The 17,301-nt window shown below is 62.1% G+C and carries 17 protein-coding genes; 7 read left to right on the forward strand and 10 right to left on the reverse strand.

Features of this window, described 5'->3' with window-relative positions; all coding sequences use genetic code 11:
- Window positions 1-70 precede the first annotated feature (70 nt).
- Window positions 71-1,066: a PhoU domain-containing protein gene (locus AC6I6L_RS14345; RefSeq protein WP_497918450.1), complete on the reverse strand. Its 996-nt coding sequence runs from the start codon at window positions 1,064-1,066 to the stop codon at window positions 71-73.
- 202 nt (window positions 1,067-1,268) lie between these two features.
- Between AC6I6L_RS14345 and AC6I6L_RS14350 the strand changes: the two genes are divergently transcribed.
- The 4 genes from AC6I6L_RS14350 to phoU all read left to right on the forward strand — a co-directional run bounded on the left by AC6I6L_RS14350 (window position 1,269) and on the right by phoU (window position 4,996).
- The gene (locus AC6I6L_RS14350) at window positions 1,269-2,303 is read left to right on the forward strand and encodes a PstS family phosphate ABC transporter substrate-binding protein (protein WP_497918451.1); all 1,035 of its coding nucleotides are present in this window, start codon (window positions 1,269-1,271) and stop codon (window positions 2,301-2,303) included.
- On the forward strand, window positions 2,300-3,226 hold the full coding sequence (gene pstC, locus AC6I6L_RS14355) for a phosphate ABC transporter permease subunit PstC (protein ID WP_497918452.1): 927 nt from the start codon (window positions 2,300-2,302) through the stop codon (window positions 3,224-3,226). The genes AC6I6L_RS14350 and pstC overlap by 4 nt, the downstream gene beginning before the upstream one ends.
- Entirely contained in the window at window positions 3,223-4,125 is a 903-nt protein-coding gene (gene pstA / locus AC6I6L_RS14360; RefSeq protein WP_497918453.1) for a phosphate ABC transporter permease PstA, read from the forward strand. The genes pstC and pstA overlap by 4 nt, the downstream gene beginning before the upstream one ends.
- 199 nt (window positions 4,126-4,324) lie before the next feature.
- Entirely contained in the window at window positions 4,325-4,996 is a 672-nt protein-coding gene (gene phoU / locus AC6I6L_RS14365) for a phosphate signaling complex protein PhoU (RefSeq protein ID WP_497918454.1), read from the forward strand.
- 191 nt (window positions 4,997-5,187) lie between these two features.
- Here phoU and AC6I6L_RS14370 read toward each other — a convergent pair whose 3' ends face one another.
- From AC6I6L_RS14370 to AC6I6L_RS14395, 6 genes are all read right to left on the reverse strand, one after another.
- Window positions 5,188-5,877, reverse strand: coding sequence for a plastocyanin/azurin family copper-binding protein (locus tag AC6I6L_RS14370; protein ID WP_497918455.1), 690 nt, complete (start codon window positions 5,875-5,877; stop codon window positions 5,188-5,190).
- A 169-nt stretch (window positions 5,878-6,046) separates the two neighbouring features.
- Window positions 6,047-6,424: a DUF8055 family protein gene (locus AC6I6L_RS14375; protein ID WP_497918456.1), complete on the reverse strand. Its 378-nt coding sequence runs from the start codon at window positions 6,422-6,424 to the stop codon at window positions 6,047-6,049.
- Window positions 6,425-6,426: 2 nt separating this feature from the next.
- Entirely contained in the window at window positions 6,427-8,100 is a 1,674-nt protein-coding gene (locus tag AC6I6L_RS14380) for an FAD-dependent monooxygenase (protein ID WP_497918457.1), read from the reverse strand.
- Entirely contained in the window at window positions 8,100-9,680 is a 1,581-nt protein-coding gene (locus AC6I6L_RS14385) for an electron transfer flavoprotein subunit alpha/FixB family protein (protein ID WP_497918458.1), read from the reverse strand. The genes AC6I6L_RS14380 and AC6I6L_RS14385 overlap by 1 nt, the downstream gene beginning before the upstream one ends.
- A gap of 2 nt (window positions 9,681-9,682) precedes the next feature.
- Window positions 9,683-10,549, reverse strand: coding sequence for an electron transfer flavoprotein subunit beta/FixA family protein (locus AC6I6L_RS14390; protein WP_497918612.1), 867 nt, complete (start codon window positions 10,547-10,549; stop codon window positions 9,683-9,685).
- Between the two features lie 285 nt (window positions 10,550-10,834).
- Entirely contained in the window at window positions 10,835-11,689 is an 855-nt protein-coding gene (locus AC6I6L_RS14395) for a polymer-forming cytoskeletal protein (protein ID WP_497918459.1), read from the reverse strand.
- Window positions 11,690-11,855: 166 nt separating this feature from the next.
- Between AC6I6L_RS14395 and AC6I6L_RS14400 the strand changes: the two genes are divergently transcribed.
- A complete protein-coding gene (locus AC6I6L_RS14400; protein ID WP_497918460.1) occupies window positions 11,856-12,053 on the forward strand; it encodes a DUF5800 family protein in 198 nt (65 codons plus the stop codon).
- Between the two features lie 34 nt (window positions 12,054-12,087).
- On the opposite strand, the gene AC6I6L_RS14405 is transcribed toward AC6I6L_RS14400, so the two are convergent.
- Together AC6I6L_RS14405 and AC6I6L_RS14410 are read right to left on the reverse strand one after the other, a co-directional pair.
- A complete protein-coding gene (locus AC6I6L_RS14405) occupies window positions 12,088-12,558 on the reverse strand; it encodes a VOC family protein (RefSeq protein WP_497918461.1) in 471 nt (156 codons plus the stop codon).
- 70 nt (window positions 12,559-12,628) lie between these two features.
- The gene (locus tag AC6I6L_RS14410; RefSeq protein WP_497918462.1) at window positions 12,629-13,228 is read right to left on the reverse strand and encodes a DUF7097 family protein; all 600 of its coding nucleotides are present in this window, start codon (window positions 13,226-13,228) and stop codon (window positions 12,629-12,631) included.
- Window positions 13,229-13,374: 146 nt separating this feature from the next.
- On the opposite strand from AC6I6L_RS14410, the gene AC6I6L_RS14415 reads away from it, so the two are divergent.
- Window positions 13,375-16,143: a methyl-accepting chemotaxis protein gene (locus tag AC6I6L_RS14415; protein ID WP_497918463.1), complete on the forward strand. Its 2,769-nt coding sequence runs from the start codon at window positions 13,375-13,377 to the stop codon at window positions 16,141-16,143.
- Window positions 16,144-16,250: 107 nt separating this feature from the next.
- Window positions 16,251-16,610 (forward strand): DUF192 domain-containing protein, encoded by a 360-nt coding sequence (locus AC6I6L_RS14420; protein WP_497918464.1) that lies wholly within the window; start codon window positions 16,251-16,253, stop codon window positions 16,608-16,610.
- A gap of 55 nt (window positions 16,611-16,665) precedes the next feature.
- Here AC6I6L_RS14420 and hpt read toward each other — a convergent pair whose 3' ends face one another.
- Window positions 16,666-17,226: a hypoxanthine/guanine phosphoribosyltransferase gene (gene hpt, locus AC6I6L_RS14425; protein WP_497918465.1), complete on the reverse strand. Its 561-nt coding sequence runs from the start codon at window positions 17,224-17,226 to the stop codon at window positions 16,666-16,668.
- Between the last annotated feature and the right edge of the window lie 75 nt (window positions 17,227-17,301).

Raw genomic sequence — 17,301 nt, forward strand, 5'->3', positions numbered from 1 at the left:
CGGCGGCATCGTCGCTCGTTCGGCGCCGGGATTGTCGCTCCGCTCAGTTTCGTTCGGTCAGCACTGGGGTTCAGGGACGCGGCGCTGCTTTCTGCAGTGCGGTTTCGGCGACGTTACCCCCGTAGTCGGCGCTTCGAGAAAGCGAATCGACGATCAGTCCGAGCGACTGCGCCTGGACCGGTTCCAGATCGCGGAGCATGTCGTCGATACGGCGGGTGTGCTGGTCGATGTCGAGAACCGCTTCCCTGGCGTCGTGGCCGAGTTGCGTCGCCTCCTCGGTATCGTCTGCGACGAGTGCATCCATCGACTTCTCGAGGATGTCGAGTGCGTCCTCGCGAAGGGCCAACAGCGCCTCGGTGACGTCCGCTGGAACGTCGTCGAGTTTGAGCGCGAGGTTGCTGATCTTGGCGGCGTGATCTGCGACCCGTTCGAGTTGGCGGGCACTCGAGTGGTAGTCGAAGCAGTCCTCCCGCGGGACGCCGAGTTCTTCGGCCGCACGCGGCGATCGGAGCGTCGCCCGGAAGATTCGGGAGACGACCTGCCAGAGACGGTCGACGTCGTCATCGCGCTCGATGACGTCGTGGGCGATGTCGTCGTCGTTCTCGATGAGCGCGATCACCGAATCCTCGAGCATCGAGCGAGCGATCAGCCGCATACGGGAGACGGCGTTGACGATCGACAGCTCGGAGGAGTCGAGCAAGTCCTGAATCACGACGCTGTCGGTCGTCTCCGAAATTACTTCGACGCCGACGAGGCTCTGGGTGGCGTCCCGAATCGCCCGGCGCTGGTCGGTCGTAATGCGCGTGGCCTCGAGATTGATGATGTCGAAGCCGCTGACGTACATCGTCATGACGGCGCGAGTGAGTCGATCGCCCTCGATCATCGAGACATCGAGGGTCCCTTCCTGTCGCTCGGTCTCCGATTGGGGTGTCAGTAATAACGAATCCCTGTCGGGGTAGAACTCGACCGTCGTTCCCGCTTCGATACCGTTCTCGGTCGCCCACGGTTTCGGCAGCGAGACGGTATACGTAGACCCCCCGGTTACCTGGACCTTTCGCGTCTCCATATGCGAGAGTACGAGCGAACGACTATAAATCTGCCAGTAGCTATAGAGTACCGGAGAACCCCGATTCAATCAGTTTCTGCCCTGTCTCTCTTTGTTTACGGGTCATCATTGATTGGTAGAGTCGTGTTCATAGTTGCCAAACATAGTATTATATAGCCATCATAGTAGGGTATTTAGACGACATATTCTTACAGTCGACTCAATGGGAACCGAGTCGAGTAGTGACCGGTCCGGAGGGGTTTCACGCCGACGTCTTTTACAGGGGGTTACTGGCGCGGCCCTGGGGAGCCTCGCAGGGTGTATCGCCCGTGGCGAAGACAGCGGCCTCGAAGGGGAAATTCGAGTCGACGGGAGCAACACCGTCCTTCCGCACAGTGCCGTCGTTTCCGAGGAGTTTCAGTGGCGCAACAACCGGGTCGAGATCCCCGTTAGCGGGTCTGGAACGGGCGCGGGGTTTCAGCAGTTCTGTGGCGATCGGACGCACACGCAGAACGCGAGTCGCCCGATTCTCGAGGATGAAGAGCGCATGTGTGCCGAAAACGGGATCGATTACGTCGAACTCGAAGTCGCGCTGGACGGACTCGCTGTCTTTGCGAACCCCGAAAATACCTGGTGTGAGTCACTCACTGTCGACGAACTGGATCGAATCTGGCGACCGGATTCCGACGTCGAGACCTGGAGTGACGTTCGAAGCGAGTGGCCCGACGAGGAGATCGAACTCTACGGCCGCGATCCCGCTTCGGGGACGTTCGACTACTTCACCGAAGAGATTACCGGCGAAATCGGACGCATTCGCTCGGACTACTCGGCGAGTGCGGATACGAACGTGATCGTACGCGGCGTTCGCGGCAGTCAGTACGCACTCGGGTTCGGCGGTGCGGGATATTACTACGAGAACGAAGACGACCTCAAACTGCTCGGCGTCGACAGCGGTGACGGGCCGGTCGAACCGACTCGAGAATCGATCGAAAGCGGCGAGTATCAGCCCCTGACCCGGCCGCTGTACACGTACTTCCGAACGGACGCCTTCGAGCGCGAAGAAGTACGGGCGTTCGCGCGATTCTATTTCGAGCCGATAGAGGGCGCTGCGACCGAGGCGGACATCGTCCAGCCCGGAGAGGACCTGACCTGGACGGAGTGGGCGGCCCGCCGAGTCGGCTACTACGCGATTCCCGACGAACAGGTCGACCGAAGCAGGGAGACGCTCGACGAGCGGATCGACGAGGTGCTCGCATGAGCGGCGTCGACGGCGCATCGACGATCACATCGACCGGAAGCGGTATCGACGACCGGAAAAACGACCTCATTCGGTACGTCTTTTTCTCGTGTGCGTTCGTCACCGTTCTGACGACGCTCGGAATCATCGTCGTCTTGCTACAGGGCTCGATCGAGTTCTTTCAGGATGTTTCGATCGTCGAGTACGTCACCGGAACCAACTGGTCGCCGGTGATCAGACCGCGGAGTTACGGCGTCTTGCCGCTGATCTGGGGAACGCTGATCATCACGCTCGGCTCCGCGCTGATCGCGATTCCGGTCGGGACGGCGACGGCGATCTACCTCTCCGAGTACGCGAACCCCCAGGTTCGGAAGATCGTCAAGCCGACGCTCGAAGTGCTCGCGGGGATTCCGACGATCGTCTACGGTTTTTTCGCGCTGTCACTTATTACACCGATTATCCAGCGGTTTTTCCCGGAGACGGGAACGTTCAACGCCGCTGCCGGCGCGATCGTCGTCGGTATCATGATCATTCCGATGGTCTCGAGCCTGAGCGAGGACGCGATGTCGGCGGTGCCCGACGATCTTCGTAACGCCGCCTACGGTCTCGGTGCGACGAAGTTCGAGGTATCGACCAACGTCGTCGTCCCCGCATCACTCTCCGGCGTGATCGCCTCGTACATTCTGGCGCTCTCGCGGGCGATCGGGGAGACGATGGCCGTCACGCTCGCCGCCGGGATGCAGCCCCAGATCACGACCAACCCCCTCGAACCGATGCAGACGATGACGGCGTACATGGTCCAGATCGGGATCAGTGATATCTCGGTCGGATCGATCGGCTACAAGAGCCTGTTCGCCGTCGGACTGACGCTGTTTGCGATGACGCTGCTGATGAATATGATCAGTCTGTGGGTCAAATCGCGCTACCGGGAGGAGTACCAATGAGCACGACACAGCCGTTTTCGGACGGGACCGAAAACATCGAGCGCAAACGAACGATCGGTCGCGTCTTCGTCGCGATCTGCTTCGCGTCGACGCTCGTCGGCATCGTCGCGCTCGTTGCGCTGATCGGCGACGTGCTCTATGAGTCGTGGGGCTGGGTTACCTGGGAGTTCCTGACCTACCCGCCATCGCAGATAATCGAGAACTTCCTGCCGGGCGGACGCGGCGCCGGAATGTATCCTGCGATCGTGGGATCGATCTTCCTCATCGCGCTAACGGCCGTCTTCACCGTCTTCCTCGGCGTCGGCGCGGCGGTCTACTTGGAGGAGTACGCTGCCGAATCGCGGCTAAAATCCTTCATCGAGGCGAACATCGCGAACCTCGCGGGCGTCCCCTCGATCGTCTACGGCCTGCTCGGCCTGGCGATTTTCGTCCGGGGAATCCAGCTCGGCGCGAGTCTCATCGCCGGCGCGCTCACGCTGACGCTGTTGATCCTGCCGATCGTCATCGTCTCCACGCAGGAGGCGCTGCGGGCCGTGCCCGACTCCCAGCGGCGGGCGGCGTACGGCGTCGGCGCGACCCAGTGGCAGGTCATCCGCGACGTCGTGTTACCCCGCGCGCTCCCCGGCATCATGACGGGGACGATCCTCTCGCTCTCGCGGGCGATCGGGGAGACGGCACCGATCCTGATGGTCGGCGCGGCGACGTCGCTGTTCGTCCCGCCGGACGGTCTCACCAGTCCGTTCAGTGCGATGCCGATGATGATCTTCGAGTGGGCGACGCTGCCCGAAGCGGAGTTCCAGCACGTCGCCGCGGCCGGAATCGTCGTCTTGCTCACGATCTTGCTTCTGATGAACGCAGTCGCGATACTCATCCGAAATAAGTACGATCCGCGAAGTTGATCGGATTCCCGCGGGGCGCTCTCGACGTGAGTTTCGGCTGGGCCACCGAAATATCGCACCAACTGCACCGAGTGACACGGTGATCGCGTTGCTCGTGGCTCTCGTCGTTCCAATCAGCGTTCCACAAGATCGGCGTTCGAATCTCAAAAAAACGCCGCTGAGCGCAAACTACATGAAGGCGCGTCAATAGGGCAGAGGTATGGCCAGAAAATCGTACCAGGAGAAACTCGCGACGATCCGCGAGGACATCCTGTACATGAGCGAGGTCGTCATGGAACGACTTCGTATGGGGCTTGACGCCCTCGAGCAGAAGGACGAAGAACTCGCCCACGAAGTGATCGAAGGCGACGGCGAGATCAACCGGATGTATCTCGATCTCGAACAGGAGTGTATCGAACTGTTCGCGCTCCAGCAACCCGTCGCGAGCGACCTCCGGTTTATCGCCGCTTCGTTCAAGATCATCACCGACCTCGAACGAGTGGGCGACCTCGCAACCAACCTCGGCGAGTATACGCTCGAGTCGGAGCGTAACCTCTTTCCCGACGTCGACGTCCAGGAGATGGGCGAATTGACACTCGAAATGCTCGAAGACGCGATGATCGCCTACGACACTGAAGACACCGAGGCCTGTTACGAAATTGCCGATCGCGACGATGATCTGGACCACTTTGCCGAACGGGCCAGCGGAATCGTCGTTCGCGACCTCATCGAACGGGAACTCGAAGCCTCGGAGGAAGTCGAGCGACTCCTCCAGGACGTCTCTCGGCTCCTGTTGACGATTCGCGACCTCGAACGCGTTGGCGATCACTCCGTCAACATCGCCGCCAGAACGCTGTACATGGTCGAAAACGACGACGAACTCATTTACTGAGAGTCTCGAACCTGTTGTGGGTCTCGATCGGATCGTCTCCGATCGCAAAGTACAGCATGCTGTGGCGGTCGGCCGGCGAGTCGGACCGGTTCGCGACCCCACCAGTGGCGACGCTACGGGATTTCGCCGTCCTGCAAAAAGGAATGCGTCGAACCGATCGCCGGCGATGGCGAGTCGTCTTCGTCGTCGCTTCAGTTTCCGTTCTCTTCGTCGCCGTTACCGGTGTCTTCTTCGCCGTTCTCAGCGCCGTTGCCCATCTCTTCCTCGCCGTTCTCGGTTTCGTTACCGGCGTCTTCGCCGTTCTCGCCGCCGTTTCCGCCGCTCACGACCTCGATATCACCGATCATCGTCCCGGAGTGTGGCTCACACACGTACGCGACCATTTCGGAGGTGATCTCGTCGATTTCGAGAGTCTGGGTTTCGCCCTCTTCGCTCATCAGTTCGGTCTCGTAGTCGTCGACGATTTCGTCGTTCTCGTCCCAGATTACGAGATTGTGCTCTTGCCCATCGAGGTTCTCCCACGTGATGCTGTAGGCCTCACCCTCCTGGAGCGAGAGCGTCGGATTCTCTTCATCTGCGATCTGGTCCGGAGCCTGCCCCATCCAGGCTTGCACTTCGCCACCGAGTTCGATCTCGTCGTCCGGACTGATCGCCTCGCCGTCACCCATGCCTTCCTCGCCGTTCTCGGTTTCGTTGCCGTTCTCGGTTTCGTTGCCGTTCTCGGTTTCGTCGCCGTTCTCGGTTTCGTTGCCGTTTCCGTTACCGTTCTCTTCTCCGGGGCCTCCACCGCCGTCCGTACAGCCGGCGAAGGCCGTCGTTACTGCCGCAGCACCTGTGAACTGGAGCACCCGTCGTCGGGAGAACTGGTCGTCACGTTCCATACACGATATTGATAGCTCGAACCCGATAATCAACAACCCGTCACCTGCTTGTTAGTCAAAAGGGAGTACGATCTAGTTGAGTGAGAGTCCCCGAGAGTGTCTCCGGTCTCGGGTAGCGTCACTTTCGTTCCCGTCGGAGTCGTCCGATCTCCGCCCGAGCGACGGAATTCTACTCTGGTACCCGATCGTGCGGACGTTCGGGAACGCATGTCAGTAGCTGGGCCGTGTCGACGACGTTTCGCGTTTCGAGAAGTACTTCCGCCCCCTCGCGAACGGTAAACTCCGCGTCGAGGGCGACCCCGTGACAGCGGGTGTAACACTCGAGCCAGCGGTTCATCGCTCGTTCGAGCGCGTCGAACTCCGCTTCGCTAAACGGGACCATTCGGCCGCCGGTGCGGGCTTCGATGTACAGCCAGATGGCCTGCCCTGCGCCCTCCCGAAGATAGTCGATCGCCTCGTCGGCCGTCGCGGTGTAGGGGTCGACGGCCGCCCGATCGCGTTCGGCCCGTCGGGCGAGCGCGGCGATTCGCGGTCCGTACCGACTCACGGCTATCCCTCGCGGTACTCGACGCCTTTGCCGCCGCGGGGGTGTTCCCACTCGGTCTCAGCGACGATCGCACAGGTGCCACACTCCACGCAGGGCTGGGTGTCGAGGCTGACCACCGTCTCGACGCTCCCGTTTCGTTTGACCTGCTCCGATCGGTAACAGCCGCCGCCGTAATCCGTCGCGCTGACCGGGCACGCGGCGACGGCGGCCCCGCTGGCCTCGAACGACTCGTCGACGAGTTCGATGTGCGGGTTGCCCACGTCCGTGTCGTAGGTGAGGTCTCCGATTCGTTCTTCGAGACTCGGCGGCTCGATCTCGCTGTCCCAGTAGACCGTCTTGCCGTGGTGCTCACCGATGAGCGCCGGGAGCGTGACGTACCCGGTTTTCGTATCCGGCAGCATCGACACCAGGAACGGGGAGTTGTACGCCCGCTTCAGGGCTCGCTTTGCGATCGGGTTGCCGATCGCGACCGAGCCGATCGGGGAGTCGAGAACCGTCTCGACGACGCTGGTGACCGCATCTCGCTCGCCAACGGTGCGGGCGAGTTCGTACCGTCTTGGCCGGAGTTTGCTCATCGTCCCCGAGTCCTCGAGCAGTTGCGCGTACCGCCGGCCGGCAGCGGCGGGGTCGGCGTTCCCTCGCGTCGTCGCGAAGGCGTCCGCTGCGAGTGCGCCCGCAGTAACGGCGTGGTTCATCCCTTTGATGATCGGTCCCTGTGCCTGCATCTGGCCGGCCGCGTCGCCGACGAGGACGAGTCGTCCCTGGTGGGGTTCGGGGTGGGCGACCTTCTTCGAGTCCGGAACCAGTTTCGCGGCGTACTCGCGCTCGTCGTACTCGTCGCCAAGCCACGTCGCGAGCAGCGGGTGGGTCAACAGGGCGTCGAGCAGTTCGTGCGGTTCGGCCCGCTGTTCGACCAGACTGTCGAGGTGGAACACCGTGCCGATCGACAGCGAGTCCTCGTTCGTATACAGGAAACCGCCCCCGCGGACGTCCTCGAAGAGATCACCCGAGAACAGGTGGGCAACACCCTCGTCGGAATCGATCGAGAACCGATCGTCGATCACGTCGGGGTCCATCTCGACGGTAGCTTTGACGCCCTGGAACCACTCCTCGGGTTCGTCCCAGTCCATCAGCCCCGCATCGCGCGCGAGTTCGGAGTTGACCCCGTCGGCGGCGACGATCAAGTCCGCCGTGATGGGGTCGAGTTCGTCGCAGGTGACGCCGGCGATCTCTCCGTTCTCTCGGAGGAGTCCGTTCACGCGAACGTTCGTCAGCACCCCGCCGCCCGTTTCGCTCGTCTTCTCGTGGACGCGATCTTCGAGCCAGCCGTCCATCCGCCGCCGGAGCACCGCGTCACACCAGTCGGTGTCGTGCTCGTGGAGGTCGGTCAGGTCGAACGACTTGACCTTGTTTCCGGCGACGTTGTGGATGTAGTAGTCGGTGACGGGCCGTTCGGCGGCGGCATCCCGAAAGCCGTCGAACAGATCGTCGATCGTGTAGGGGGCCGACTCCTCGGCGTAGATTAGCCCGCCGGAGACGTTTTTCGACCCCGCTTCGGTACCCCGCTCGAGGACGAGCGTTTCGACGCCGTGGTCCGCCAGTCGCGCTGCGGCCGCGGCCCCGCCGGGTCCACAGCCGACGACGATCGCCTCGTAGTGTTCGTACTCGTCGGTCATCAGTCCTCACCTCCGTCCGCGATCGGTTCGGCAGGCAGTTCACCGGCGTTCACCGCGGCGGTTAGCTCGGGGAGGACCTCGAAAAGATCTCCCTCGATGAAGTAATCGCTGAAGTCCCTGATCCGGGCGTCGGTGTCGGTGTTGATCGCGACGATCGTATCGGATTCGTCCATGCCGACTTTGTGCTGGACCGCACCGGAGACGCCGGCCGCGATGTAGAGGTCGGGGGCGACTACCTGCCCGGTTTCGCCGATCTGTCGTTCCTCCTTCGAGTACGCTTCGACGTGGCCGTCGAACTCGTAAGAGGAGGTGACGATTCCGCGCGTGATGCCGAGTTCGGCGTCCTCGAAGGCGTCGGCCAGTTCGAGACCGAGTTCCATCCCGCGCGTGGGGTCGTCCGCGATTCCACGTCCGAGACAGACGACCACCTCGTGGTCGGTCAGATCGACCCCTGCTTCGAGCTGATCGTGGTCCGTGATTTCGACGCGGAACCACTCCTCGGGAAGCTCCATCTCGTGTTCGACGACGAGGCCCTCTCGCTCGTACTCCGGCTCCATCGGCTCGAAGCTGCCGGGGATGACCGACGCCCCCTGCGGGTGGAAGTCCCGGCCGGGGTTGTCGAGGCAGAGAATCGTCGAGTACTCGAACCCGGAGAAGTCCGGGCGCTTCATGTGCAAGACCTTCTCGAAGACTTTCTTGACGCCGGGTTCGCCAGTCTTTACCGGGTTCGAAATCTTGTTTTCCTCGATGTAGAGGTCCGAACAGTCCGAGGCGAGTCCGGAGTCCAGTTCGGCCTGGACCTTTGCCGAGAGGTCCCTACCGTTGTTCGTCGCCGGGAACAGCGCGTACCGCGGCTCGTCGTAGTCGCGCCAGTCGGTGCTCTCGGTCGCCCCCTCGCCGCGGGCCATGTGAGCCGAAATCTCGGTGTAGGGCTTGTGCAGGAACCGCTCGAGTCGATCGTCGTCGTGGTAGACGGCGACGTCGGCCCCGTAGGCGATACACTCCTCGGCCAGTCCCTCGCAGTCCTCGCCCATCAAGAACGCGACGACGCGTTCGTCGTCACCGTAGTCCTCCGCGAACTGGTCCATCAGTTCGCGTGCCTTGCCGAGCATCTCCTTCGAGACGTCGAGTAGTTCGCCCTGCTGAGTCTCACAGAAGACCCACATGTCGGCGTACTCGCCGCCGTCGAGTGCGCGGACGTGGCGTTTGTCTCGGGTGGGGTGTGAGAGCCCGTCGTCTGCTTCCGGCTCGTCGTCAGTCGCTTCGTCTGCTGCGGTATCGTCTTCCTCGTCGGATGTATCGGCCTCCTCTCTCTCTTCGCCTTCAGCATCCTCGCCAACGTCTTCTTTCGTCGCTTCGTACTCGCCTTCGGTCTCCGTCTCTCCCTCGACACCCGCAGTTTGGTCGTCACCGCCACCGATCGCGTCGAGCCGTTCGCGGATCGCCTCGCGCGCGGTGGACCGATCGGAGCCGGCTTGCTCGGCTTCGAGCACCGACTGGAGCGTCTCCTCGTCGTCGATCGTTTCGAGTTCCTCGGTCAGTTCGTCGACGGTGTATTCGTCCGGATCGATCGTCGTCACGATTAGTCACCTCCGGCAGCGTAGGGCTGCATCGCTTCCAGTACCGGTTCCATCGCCCCCTCGTCGCCGGGGTCGATCATCGTCGCCTCGCGCTCGGAGGGCGCTTTCGGGATCGGATCGACCGACGAGACGATCGTCGGCGAGCCGTCGAGACCGATGTAGTCGGGATCGAGGTTCAGGTCCTCGTGGTTCCACACCGTCAGCTGGTCGTCGTGGTCGGCCGCCCGTTCCCGGGTCTCCGCCCGGAGCTGTTTGTGGGTCAGCCGGTGGGAGGCCTTGCGGTAGGTCGGCTCGAACTCGGGGTCGGTGACGACCATACACGGAAGCGGCGCTTCCACGGTTTCGATCTCGTCGATATCGCCTTCGACGAGCCGTTTCGCCCGAAGGATACGCTCGTCGGGGTCGATATCGAGTGCGAGAACGTGGGTGACGATCGGCCACTCCAGCGCCCAGCAGGTCTGGGGACCGGTCTGGCCGGTCTCCCCGTCGGCGGTCTTGAAGCCGGCGAAGACGACGTCGATATCGTCGACCTCCTCCTGATACTTTTCGAGACCGGCACTCAGCGTGATCGCCGTCGCCCAGGTATCCGACGCGGCGAGTTCCCGGTCCGAGAGGAGGTAGCTGTCGTCGGCGTACACTGACTCCATTCCCTCCTGTAGCACGTCGCCGTAGCCTGGCGGTCCCATGCTAAGTCCGGTTACGTGGCCGCCGTGGCGCACTTTCGTCTGCAGGGCAGCCTGGTAAGCGAACTCGTCGTTGGGGTTCAGTACCGTCGGCGTCTTTCCTCGTTCGAGGTGACCGTCTTCGTTGAAAGAGACGGCACCTTCGGAAAAATCCGGGACGCCTTTCGTCAATACGATCGATCGCATGGTTGCCTCCATTGCTCCGGTGTGGTTCGTTTTCCCATGCCTGTTGGCTCCTATCGGAGGTAACACTAATAAGGGTGTGGGTGACAATCACTCGCAGAAATAGACAGTCGGACGGACCGCCAGACGGTGGCGTCCTCGCAGAACGTGAACCCGTCTGTGATCGGCGGAACGCCGGCGTTTATATCGGGTTGGCCGACGACCGTTCCCGATCGACCACCGACCCCACAGCGACCGACGAACAATCGATGATCGACAGTGAGACGGTCGACGATTCGAGAAACGCGGTCACTCGTCGTCTCGTTCGGTCGTCCCCATCGTGATCTCGCCGTCGGCGCGGATCGTCCCGTCGACCTCCGCGCCGGGGCCGAGGTCGAGGCTCTCACACGAGACGTCGCCGAGGATTCGGGCGTCGGGTGCGATGACGACGTCGCCGTCTCGCGTCGTTACGTCGCCGTGGATGCGCGTTCTCTCACCGACCGTGATCTCGCCGCGGGCCCGCAGGCTCCCGAAAATGTTGCAGTCGGCACCGACGTCGATCGATTCCGCGCGGACGTTGCCGTGGAGTCTGCAATCGTCACCGATCGTCGCGGGCGTCGACACGCGCCAGGCGTCGTCACCGACTGATGCGTTCCGCGGGATCACGAGCGGGTCGACCTCGGTTTCTTCCTCCTCGTCAGTAAGTTCAGATATCAGGCGCTGAGCGGCGTCCTCGTCGCCGACCAGCAAGAGGTGTTTGAGGTAGACGAACAAGAAAACGATCGTCGGCATCGGGTTCCGGATGACGATCCAGCCGTTGGCCTCGAACCCCTCGTCGATTTCGACGTCGTCGCCGATGTCCAGATCGCCGGCGACTTTCATTTCACCGCTGATGTGGACGCGTTCCCCGATGTAGGCGTCGTTGCCGACCAGTACGTTGCCGGCGACGTCACACCACATGTCGAGACGGCAGTCCCCCTCGGCCTCGATGTCGCCGCCGAACTGAACCCCCTCTCCGGCGAGGACGTTCCGACCGCGCACGCCGAACTCGACGGTGGATCGCCCGCCGACGAGGACGTCACCGGCGGTCTCGAGGGCGACTTCCTTGGCTTCGGTGCCGTCCGGAACGACGAGTTCGTCGAGCGGGTCCCTACTGATGGCCACACTGACAGTCAAACGAGACGCCCATTATTAAACCTCGCGCGTCGTCTGCCGTCCGTCTGACGATACCAGTCGTGACCGCGATTTCGGACGCCTCACTCTGTGGGCCAGTCACATGCGCCGGGCGCAGTCGTCTCGCTTTTGACCCCCCACCGCGTATGAGCCGCCTATGACGACCCTCGCTTTCGACGACGATGGTGTCGACGTCGTCTACGAAGGAACTGAGTTTCGCCTCGAACGGGAACTGATCGAGGAAGCGATCGAGAAACAGTACTACGACGTCACCGACCACGAGGTACTCAAAATGGTGGCCGAACAACCGAACTTGCAAGGTGAACCACGTCGCGTCGGCGACATACTCGACTGACACGACCGTCGACGCGTTTCGATCGGAGCCTGACCTACGCGTCCCTCTCGTCGGCATCCGTGGCGACCTCGGTGTCCAGCTGTTCCGGATCGAACGGTCTCGAGACGCCCAGCCAGTCCTCGCCGTGGCTCGATCGAGTATCGAGGTACACTTCGATCCCGTTCCCGTCGGGATCGGAGAAGTACAGTGCCTTACTGATCCCGTGATCGACGGGACTCACCGCGACGTCGTCAGATCGAAGCTGGCGGTAGATCGATCGAAGCGCGGTCTCGTCGTCGACCTCGAAGGCGACGTGATAGAGGCCGACGCCCGATCCCGGCGGCGGGGCGTCGGAACCGAGCGCCTGGAGAGCGAGATCGTGGTGACGATCGCCCCAGGAGAGAAATGCAAACGAGTTGTGGCGTTCGCTGACATGCAAGTCGAGGAGGTCGGTGTAAAACGTGAGCGACCGTGCCAGATCTCGAACCTTGAGGTGGACGTGCCCCAGTCTCGGCCGTGCGTGCATACTGAATTTCGGCGGTCAGCAGGCAAAAGCGACGTGGCCGCCAGATCACAAATTCAATGTCGAACTCGCGTTACCGATCGGATTCGTCAGCGTCGTCCGACCCGTGTCCCGTTTTTTGATTCCCCCTCGAACCGCGGTTCGATTTCGAGCCGTCGCCGTATCGCCGTGCGGCCGACTCGAACCCCGTCTCCTCGAGTTCGCGACTCCGACGACCCTCCAGTGCGGCGATTGCCTCGGGCTCGGGAGCGGCGTCGTCGGTGATCCGAGCCCACGAGTTGTGTACCTTGGCGTGACACCAGCGACAGAGGTAGATCGTTATCTCGTGTGAGAGTGTCGCTCCATCGCGAGCGTACGAGAGGTGGTGTTCTTCGAGAAGCGGCCGCTCGTCAGTGTGAGCCATCGGTTTTTCCTCGAGACCACAACGGACGCACTCCCGATCGCGGTTCCGGGAACGGAAATGCGGGCAGTCCGCCCACGACTCGTCGGTTTCGGGATCGACGATCGGACACGCGTAGTCCGCTCGTGCTCGTTCCCGAGCGAACTCGGGGTCGTGCTCGTAGTGATCGAACGCGTACCGGCACGTTCCCTCGCCCGTAAGGTAATCGCAGACGCCCGCGAACTCGTACGGGTCGTCGACGCCGACCGCGGTTCCACGGGGTGTTTTCTCCATTATGTGCTACGAGGATGTGCAGAAAGTTGAATCGTCCGGTGTCTCGGATATAGTACAATATATTCTTATTACTTCCACTTAAATTTATAAATACATATTTCGTGATATTCCAGCAGAACTATTAATAACAGCTGTTGTTATTGACTATGGTTCGAGGAGTACGACAACTCGTTCCGTCGATACTACGGCGGAACTACGCACTCAAGTTCGGAATCATCCTGTTGCTACTCGGGATTTCCGTTGGAGCGATCGGGCTGGTTGCCACGGGGATGGTTACCGACAGTGTCGAAGAATCGGCGTTATACGATCAGGAATCACAGGCCGTACAGGAGGCGGCCGCACTCGATCAATGGAACGAAGAGAACCAACGAGCCGTCTCGTCGGCTGCTAGCACACCGACGGTTCAAAACGGTGACGTAGATCCCATCGACACCTATTTGACGAATCTCGGGAGCGATCTCCCTGCAGAGACCGAACACCTCCTGTACGTCGACACGACGACGGGTGATGTTCTCGCTGACTCGGGTGGTAACGTCGAGAACGTTGACGAATTCGCGTTCCCGGCCGAAGACGAACTCGGTACGGGCGTCTCGACGCAAGTCGTCCAGCAAACCGACCCCTACGAAATGGTCGACACGACGGCCGTTGGCGACGAGACCAACGGTGCCGTTTCCTACTACATCGGCGCGGGCGACGATCGAGCGCTGATTCTCACGGTCGACCTCGCGAGCCTCTCGATGACGAGTACGGACGTACCGTCGACTGTGACGACCGTCCTCGACGAGGAGGATCGAGTCATTGCCGACGACATGTCGCTGGGTGAAGACCTCAGCATGTTCACCTTCCACGAGAGCTACGGAAACGAAGATCTCGTCGAACGCATCCGTCAGGATGGAACGGGTGCGACGTTTGTCGAGGAACAGCCAAGTCAGTATCTTCAGGACCCTCCGTACGAGTTCGACCCCGATGGGTACGTCGTCGGTCACGCGACGACCGACGAAGGCTGGCTCGTACTCACGCACACGACCGAAAACCGAGCGTTCGGGTTCGTCGCGACCGTCGACCAGTACGGGAACCTGGCCACATTCGGCGCCGTCCTGTTGATCGGTCTGTTCGGTGCCGTCATCGGCCGCAGCACGGCACAATCGATCGATCGACTCACGGACAAGGTCGGCCGGATGGAAGATGGCGATCTCGAAGTCGAGTTCGAGACGAAACGTATCGACAACATCGGTCGGCTGTACGACGGGTTCGCGTCGATGCGCGACGAACTCCGGGAGAAGATTACCGAAGCCGAAGCGGCTCGGACGGAAGCCGAGCGCGAACGCGAGCGAGTCCAGACTCTCAACGAGGACTTACAGGGTGCCGCACAGTCCTACTGCGGCGTCATGGAAGCGGCCGCCGACGGCGACCTCACCGTCCGGATGGACCCAGCGGCTTCGGACAACGAGACGATGGAGACGATCGCGACCGACTTCAACGAGATGCTCACCGAAATCGAGGCGACGGTCGAGCACCTCGGTCGGTTCGCGACCGAAGTCGCGACGGCCAGCGAGGAGGTCACCGCCTCGAGCGAGGAGGTCCGGGCTGCGAGCCAGCAGGTCACTGGCTCCATTCAGGAAATTTCCGAAGGGGCAGACGCGCAGTACGATTCCCTGCGGTCCGTCGACGCTGAGATGAACAGCCTCTCGACGACGACCGAAGAGATTGCGGCGTCTTCGAACGAGGTCGCCGACGTTGCAGAGCGGACCGCCCGAACGGGCCGGCAGGGCCGCGAGGAGCTTATGGAAGCCGTCGAGGCTTGTGAAACACTCGAAGGCCAGCGCGACGATGTCGTCGAAGAGTTCACCCAGCTCCGCGAAGAAGTCGATCAGGTCGACGACCTGATCGATCGGATTGCCGAAATTGCCGAAGAGACGAATATGCTCGCACTGAACGCCAACATCGAGGCGTCCAGATCGGCGTCCGGCGACAACGACGGCGGCTTCGCCGCGGTCGCATCCGAAGTCAAAGAGCTATCACAGGACGTGAAGGTGACAACTGACGAGATCAGTACGAGGCTCGAGCAGATTCAAAACCAGACCGAGCGATCGGCGGAGATGGTCGACCGAACGAGCGAGGAAATCGAGGCGGTAAACACCCTCGTCACGAACGCCGATGCGGCACTCGAAGAGATCGCAGAGTTCGCCGAGGAGACCAACAACGGCGTCCAGTCGATCTCCGCTGCGACGGAAGAACAGGCAGCCACCACGCAGGAGGCAGTCGCGATGGTCGACGAGGTCGCGACGATCGCAGAGGAGACGACTGCCGAAGCCGAAAACGTCGCCGCGTCCGCAGAGGAGCAGACGTCCGCACTCACGGAAGTGTCATCTTCCGCGGACGATCTGACACAACAGGCGGGAGCGCTTTCGGATGCGCTCGATCGGTTCGAGACCGACTCCGACGCCACCGCCGACCAGACGACCGTCGACGCCGAGTACGGCTCACAGGTAGCGTCCGCCGGGGAGCGTTCTGACGACTCCGGATCGGCCGACGCGATCGACGCGCAGACCGGTGACACGGAAGAGTCCGGTACGAGCAGCCTCGATCTAACGGAGACGAGAGCGAACGAAACGGGCGGTCTCGATCTAACGGAAACCGGGGCAACCGACGGCGACGACCTCGACCTGACTGAAGCGTCCGAGACGACCGATCTCGATCTGGAAACCGTCGACTCGACCGAAACAGAATCGAACGCCGAAATCGATGCCGCCGGATCGGATACCGACGATTCCGGAGAACAGGGCGTGAACCCGGCATCCGAAGGTAACGACGCGAACGCAGACCGCGAGGATGCGGATAGGGTAGACGATACGGACGAGGGCGACGATTCGGATGACTCGGTCGTCGACGAGACCTTCTCGTTCGGCAAGTAACCGCCCCGGATAGTGACACCTCGTCGAACTATCGATCGGCATCTGGCGCCGACTCGGGATCGAGTCCGGTCGTGATCTTTTTGTAGACTGGCTGTCGACTCGACTGCGTGCGCCTGGTTCACGACCCGATCGACGACGAGCCGACCGTTCTGGCGACGCGGATCGAGATCGCGGACTCGCTTTTCCGCCAGACCCGTGGACTCATGTTCCGGCGATCGATTCCGGACGACTACGCGCTGATCTTCGAGTTCGACGGGGCGTCGACCCGCGACGTCCACATGCTGTTCGTGTTCGTCCCGATCGACGTCGTCTGGACCGTCGACGACGTCGTCCAGCGAGTCGAACGATTTCGCCCGTGGCGCAGTTTCGGTCGCGAGGAGGCCGATCAAATCGTCGAACTCCCGGCTGGCGCCGCATCGGCAATCGAGCCTGGCGATCGACTGATTCTCGAGCGGTCCGACGCCTGAGATCTCGTGGCGGACTGCCCCCGCCTCCCATCGCGGGACGAGGTCGACTGCGAGATCACTCGACGATGACGACCCTGCCGTCTTCGACGCGGACGTCGAGAAGGCTCGTGACGGATCGCTCGAGTCCCTCGTGATCGCCGTCGACGCGCCGAAGGACGGTGACGATGTCGACCACCGTCGCCCCGAGGTCGTCGATCGCTTCACAGACGGCGTCGATCGTGCTCCCGGAGGAGAGAACGTCGTCGACGAGGACGACGCGATCGCCCGCTTCGATTCCGTTGACGAAAAGATCGCTCTCGCCGTAGCCGGTTTGCTGGTGGACGGCAACTTCTCCCGAAAAGCCGTAGGCGCGTTTCCTGACGACGACGAACGGGACGTCCGTCGCGAGCGAGAGCGCCGTGACGTGATGAATACCCATCGCCTCGGGTGCGACCAGCGTATCGACCGTCTCGAGGTCGACTCGGTCTCGAATGCCGTCAGCGATCGCTCGCAACACCGCCGGTTCGACGATCGGAATGCCGTCCGTCACTCCGTGGACGAAGTAGTGATAGCCGTCTCGATCGACGACCGGCGCGTCACGGAGCGACCGGGCGAGTGGCTCGAGCATGGGGTCCATAGGCGGCCGACGCTACGAGTGCCACCGAGAAGGGTGTTGGCGTTGAACTGGTTACGGACCGTCGATACCCCCGCA

Source organism: Halosolutus sp. DAT137 (genome assembly GCF_059736405.1).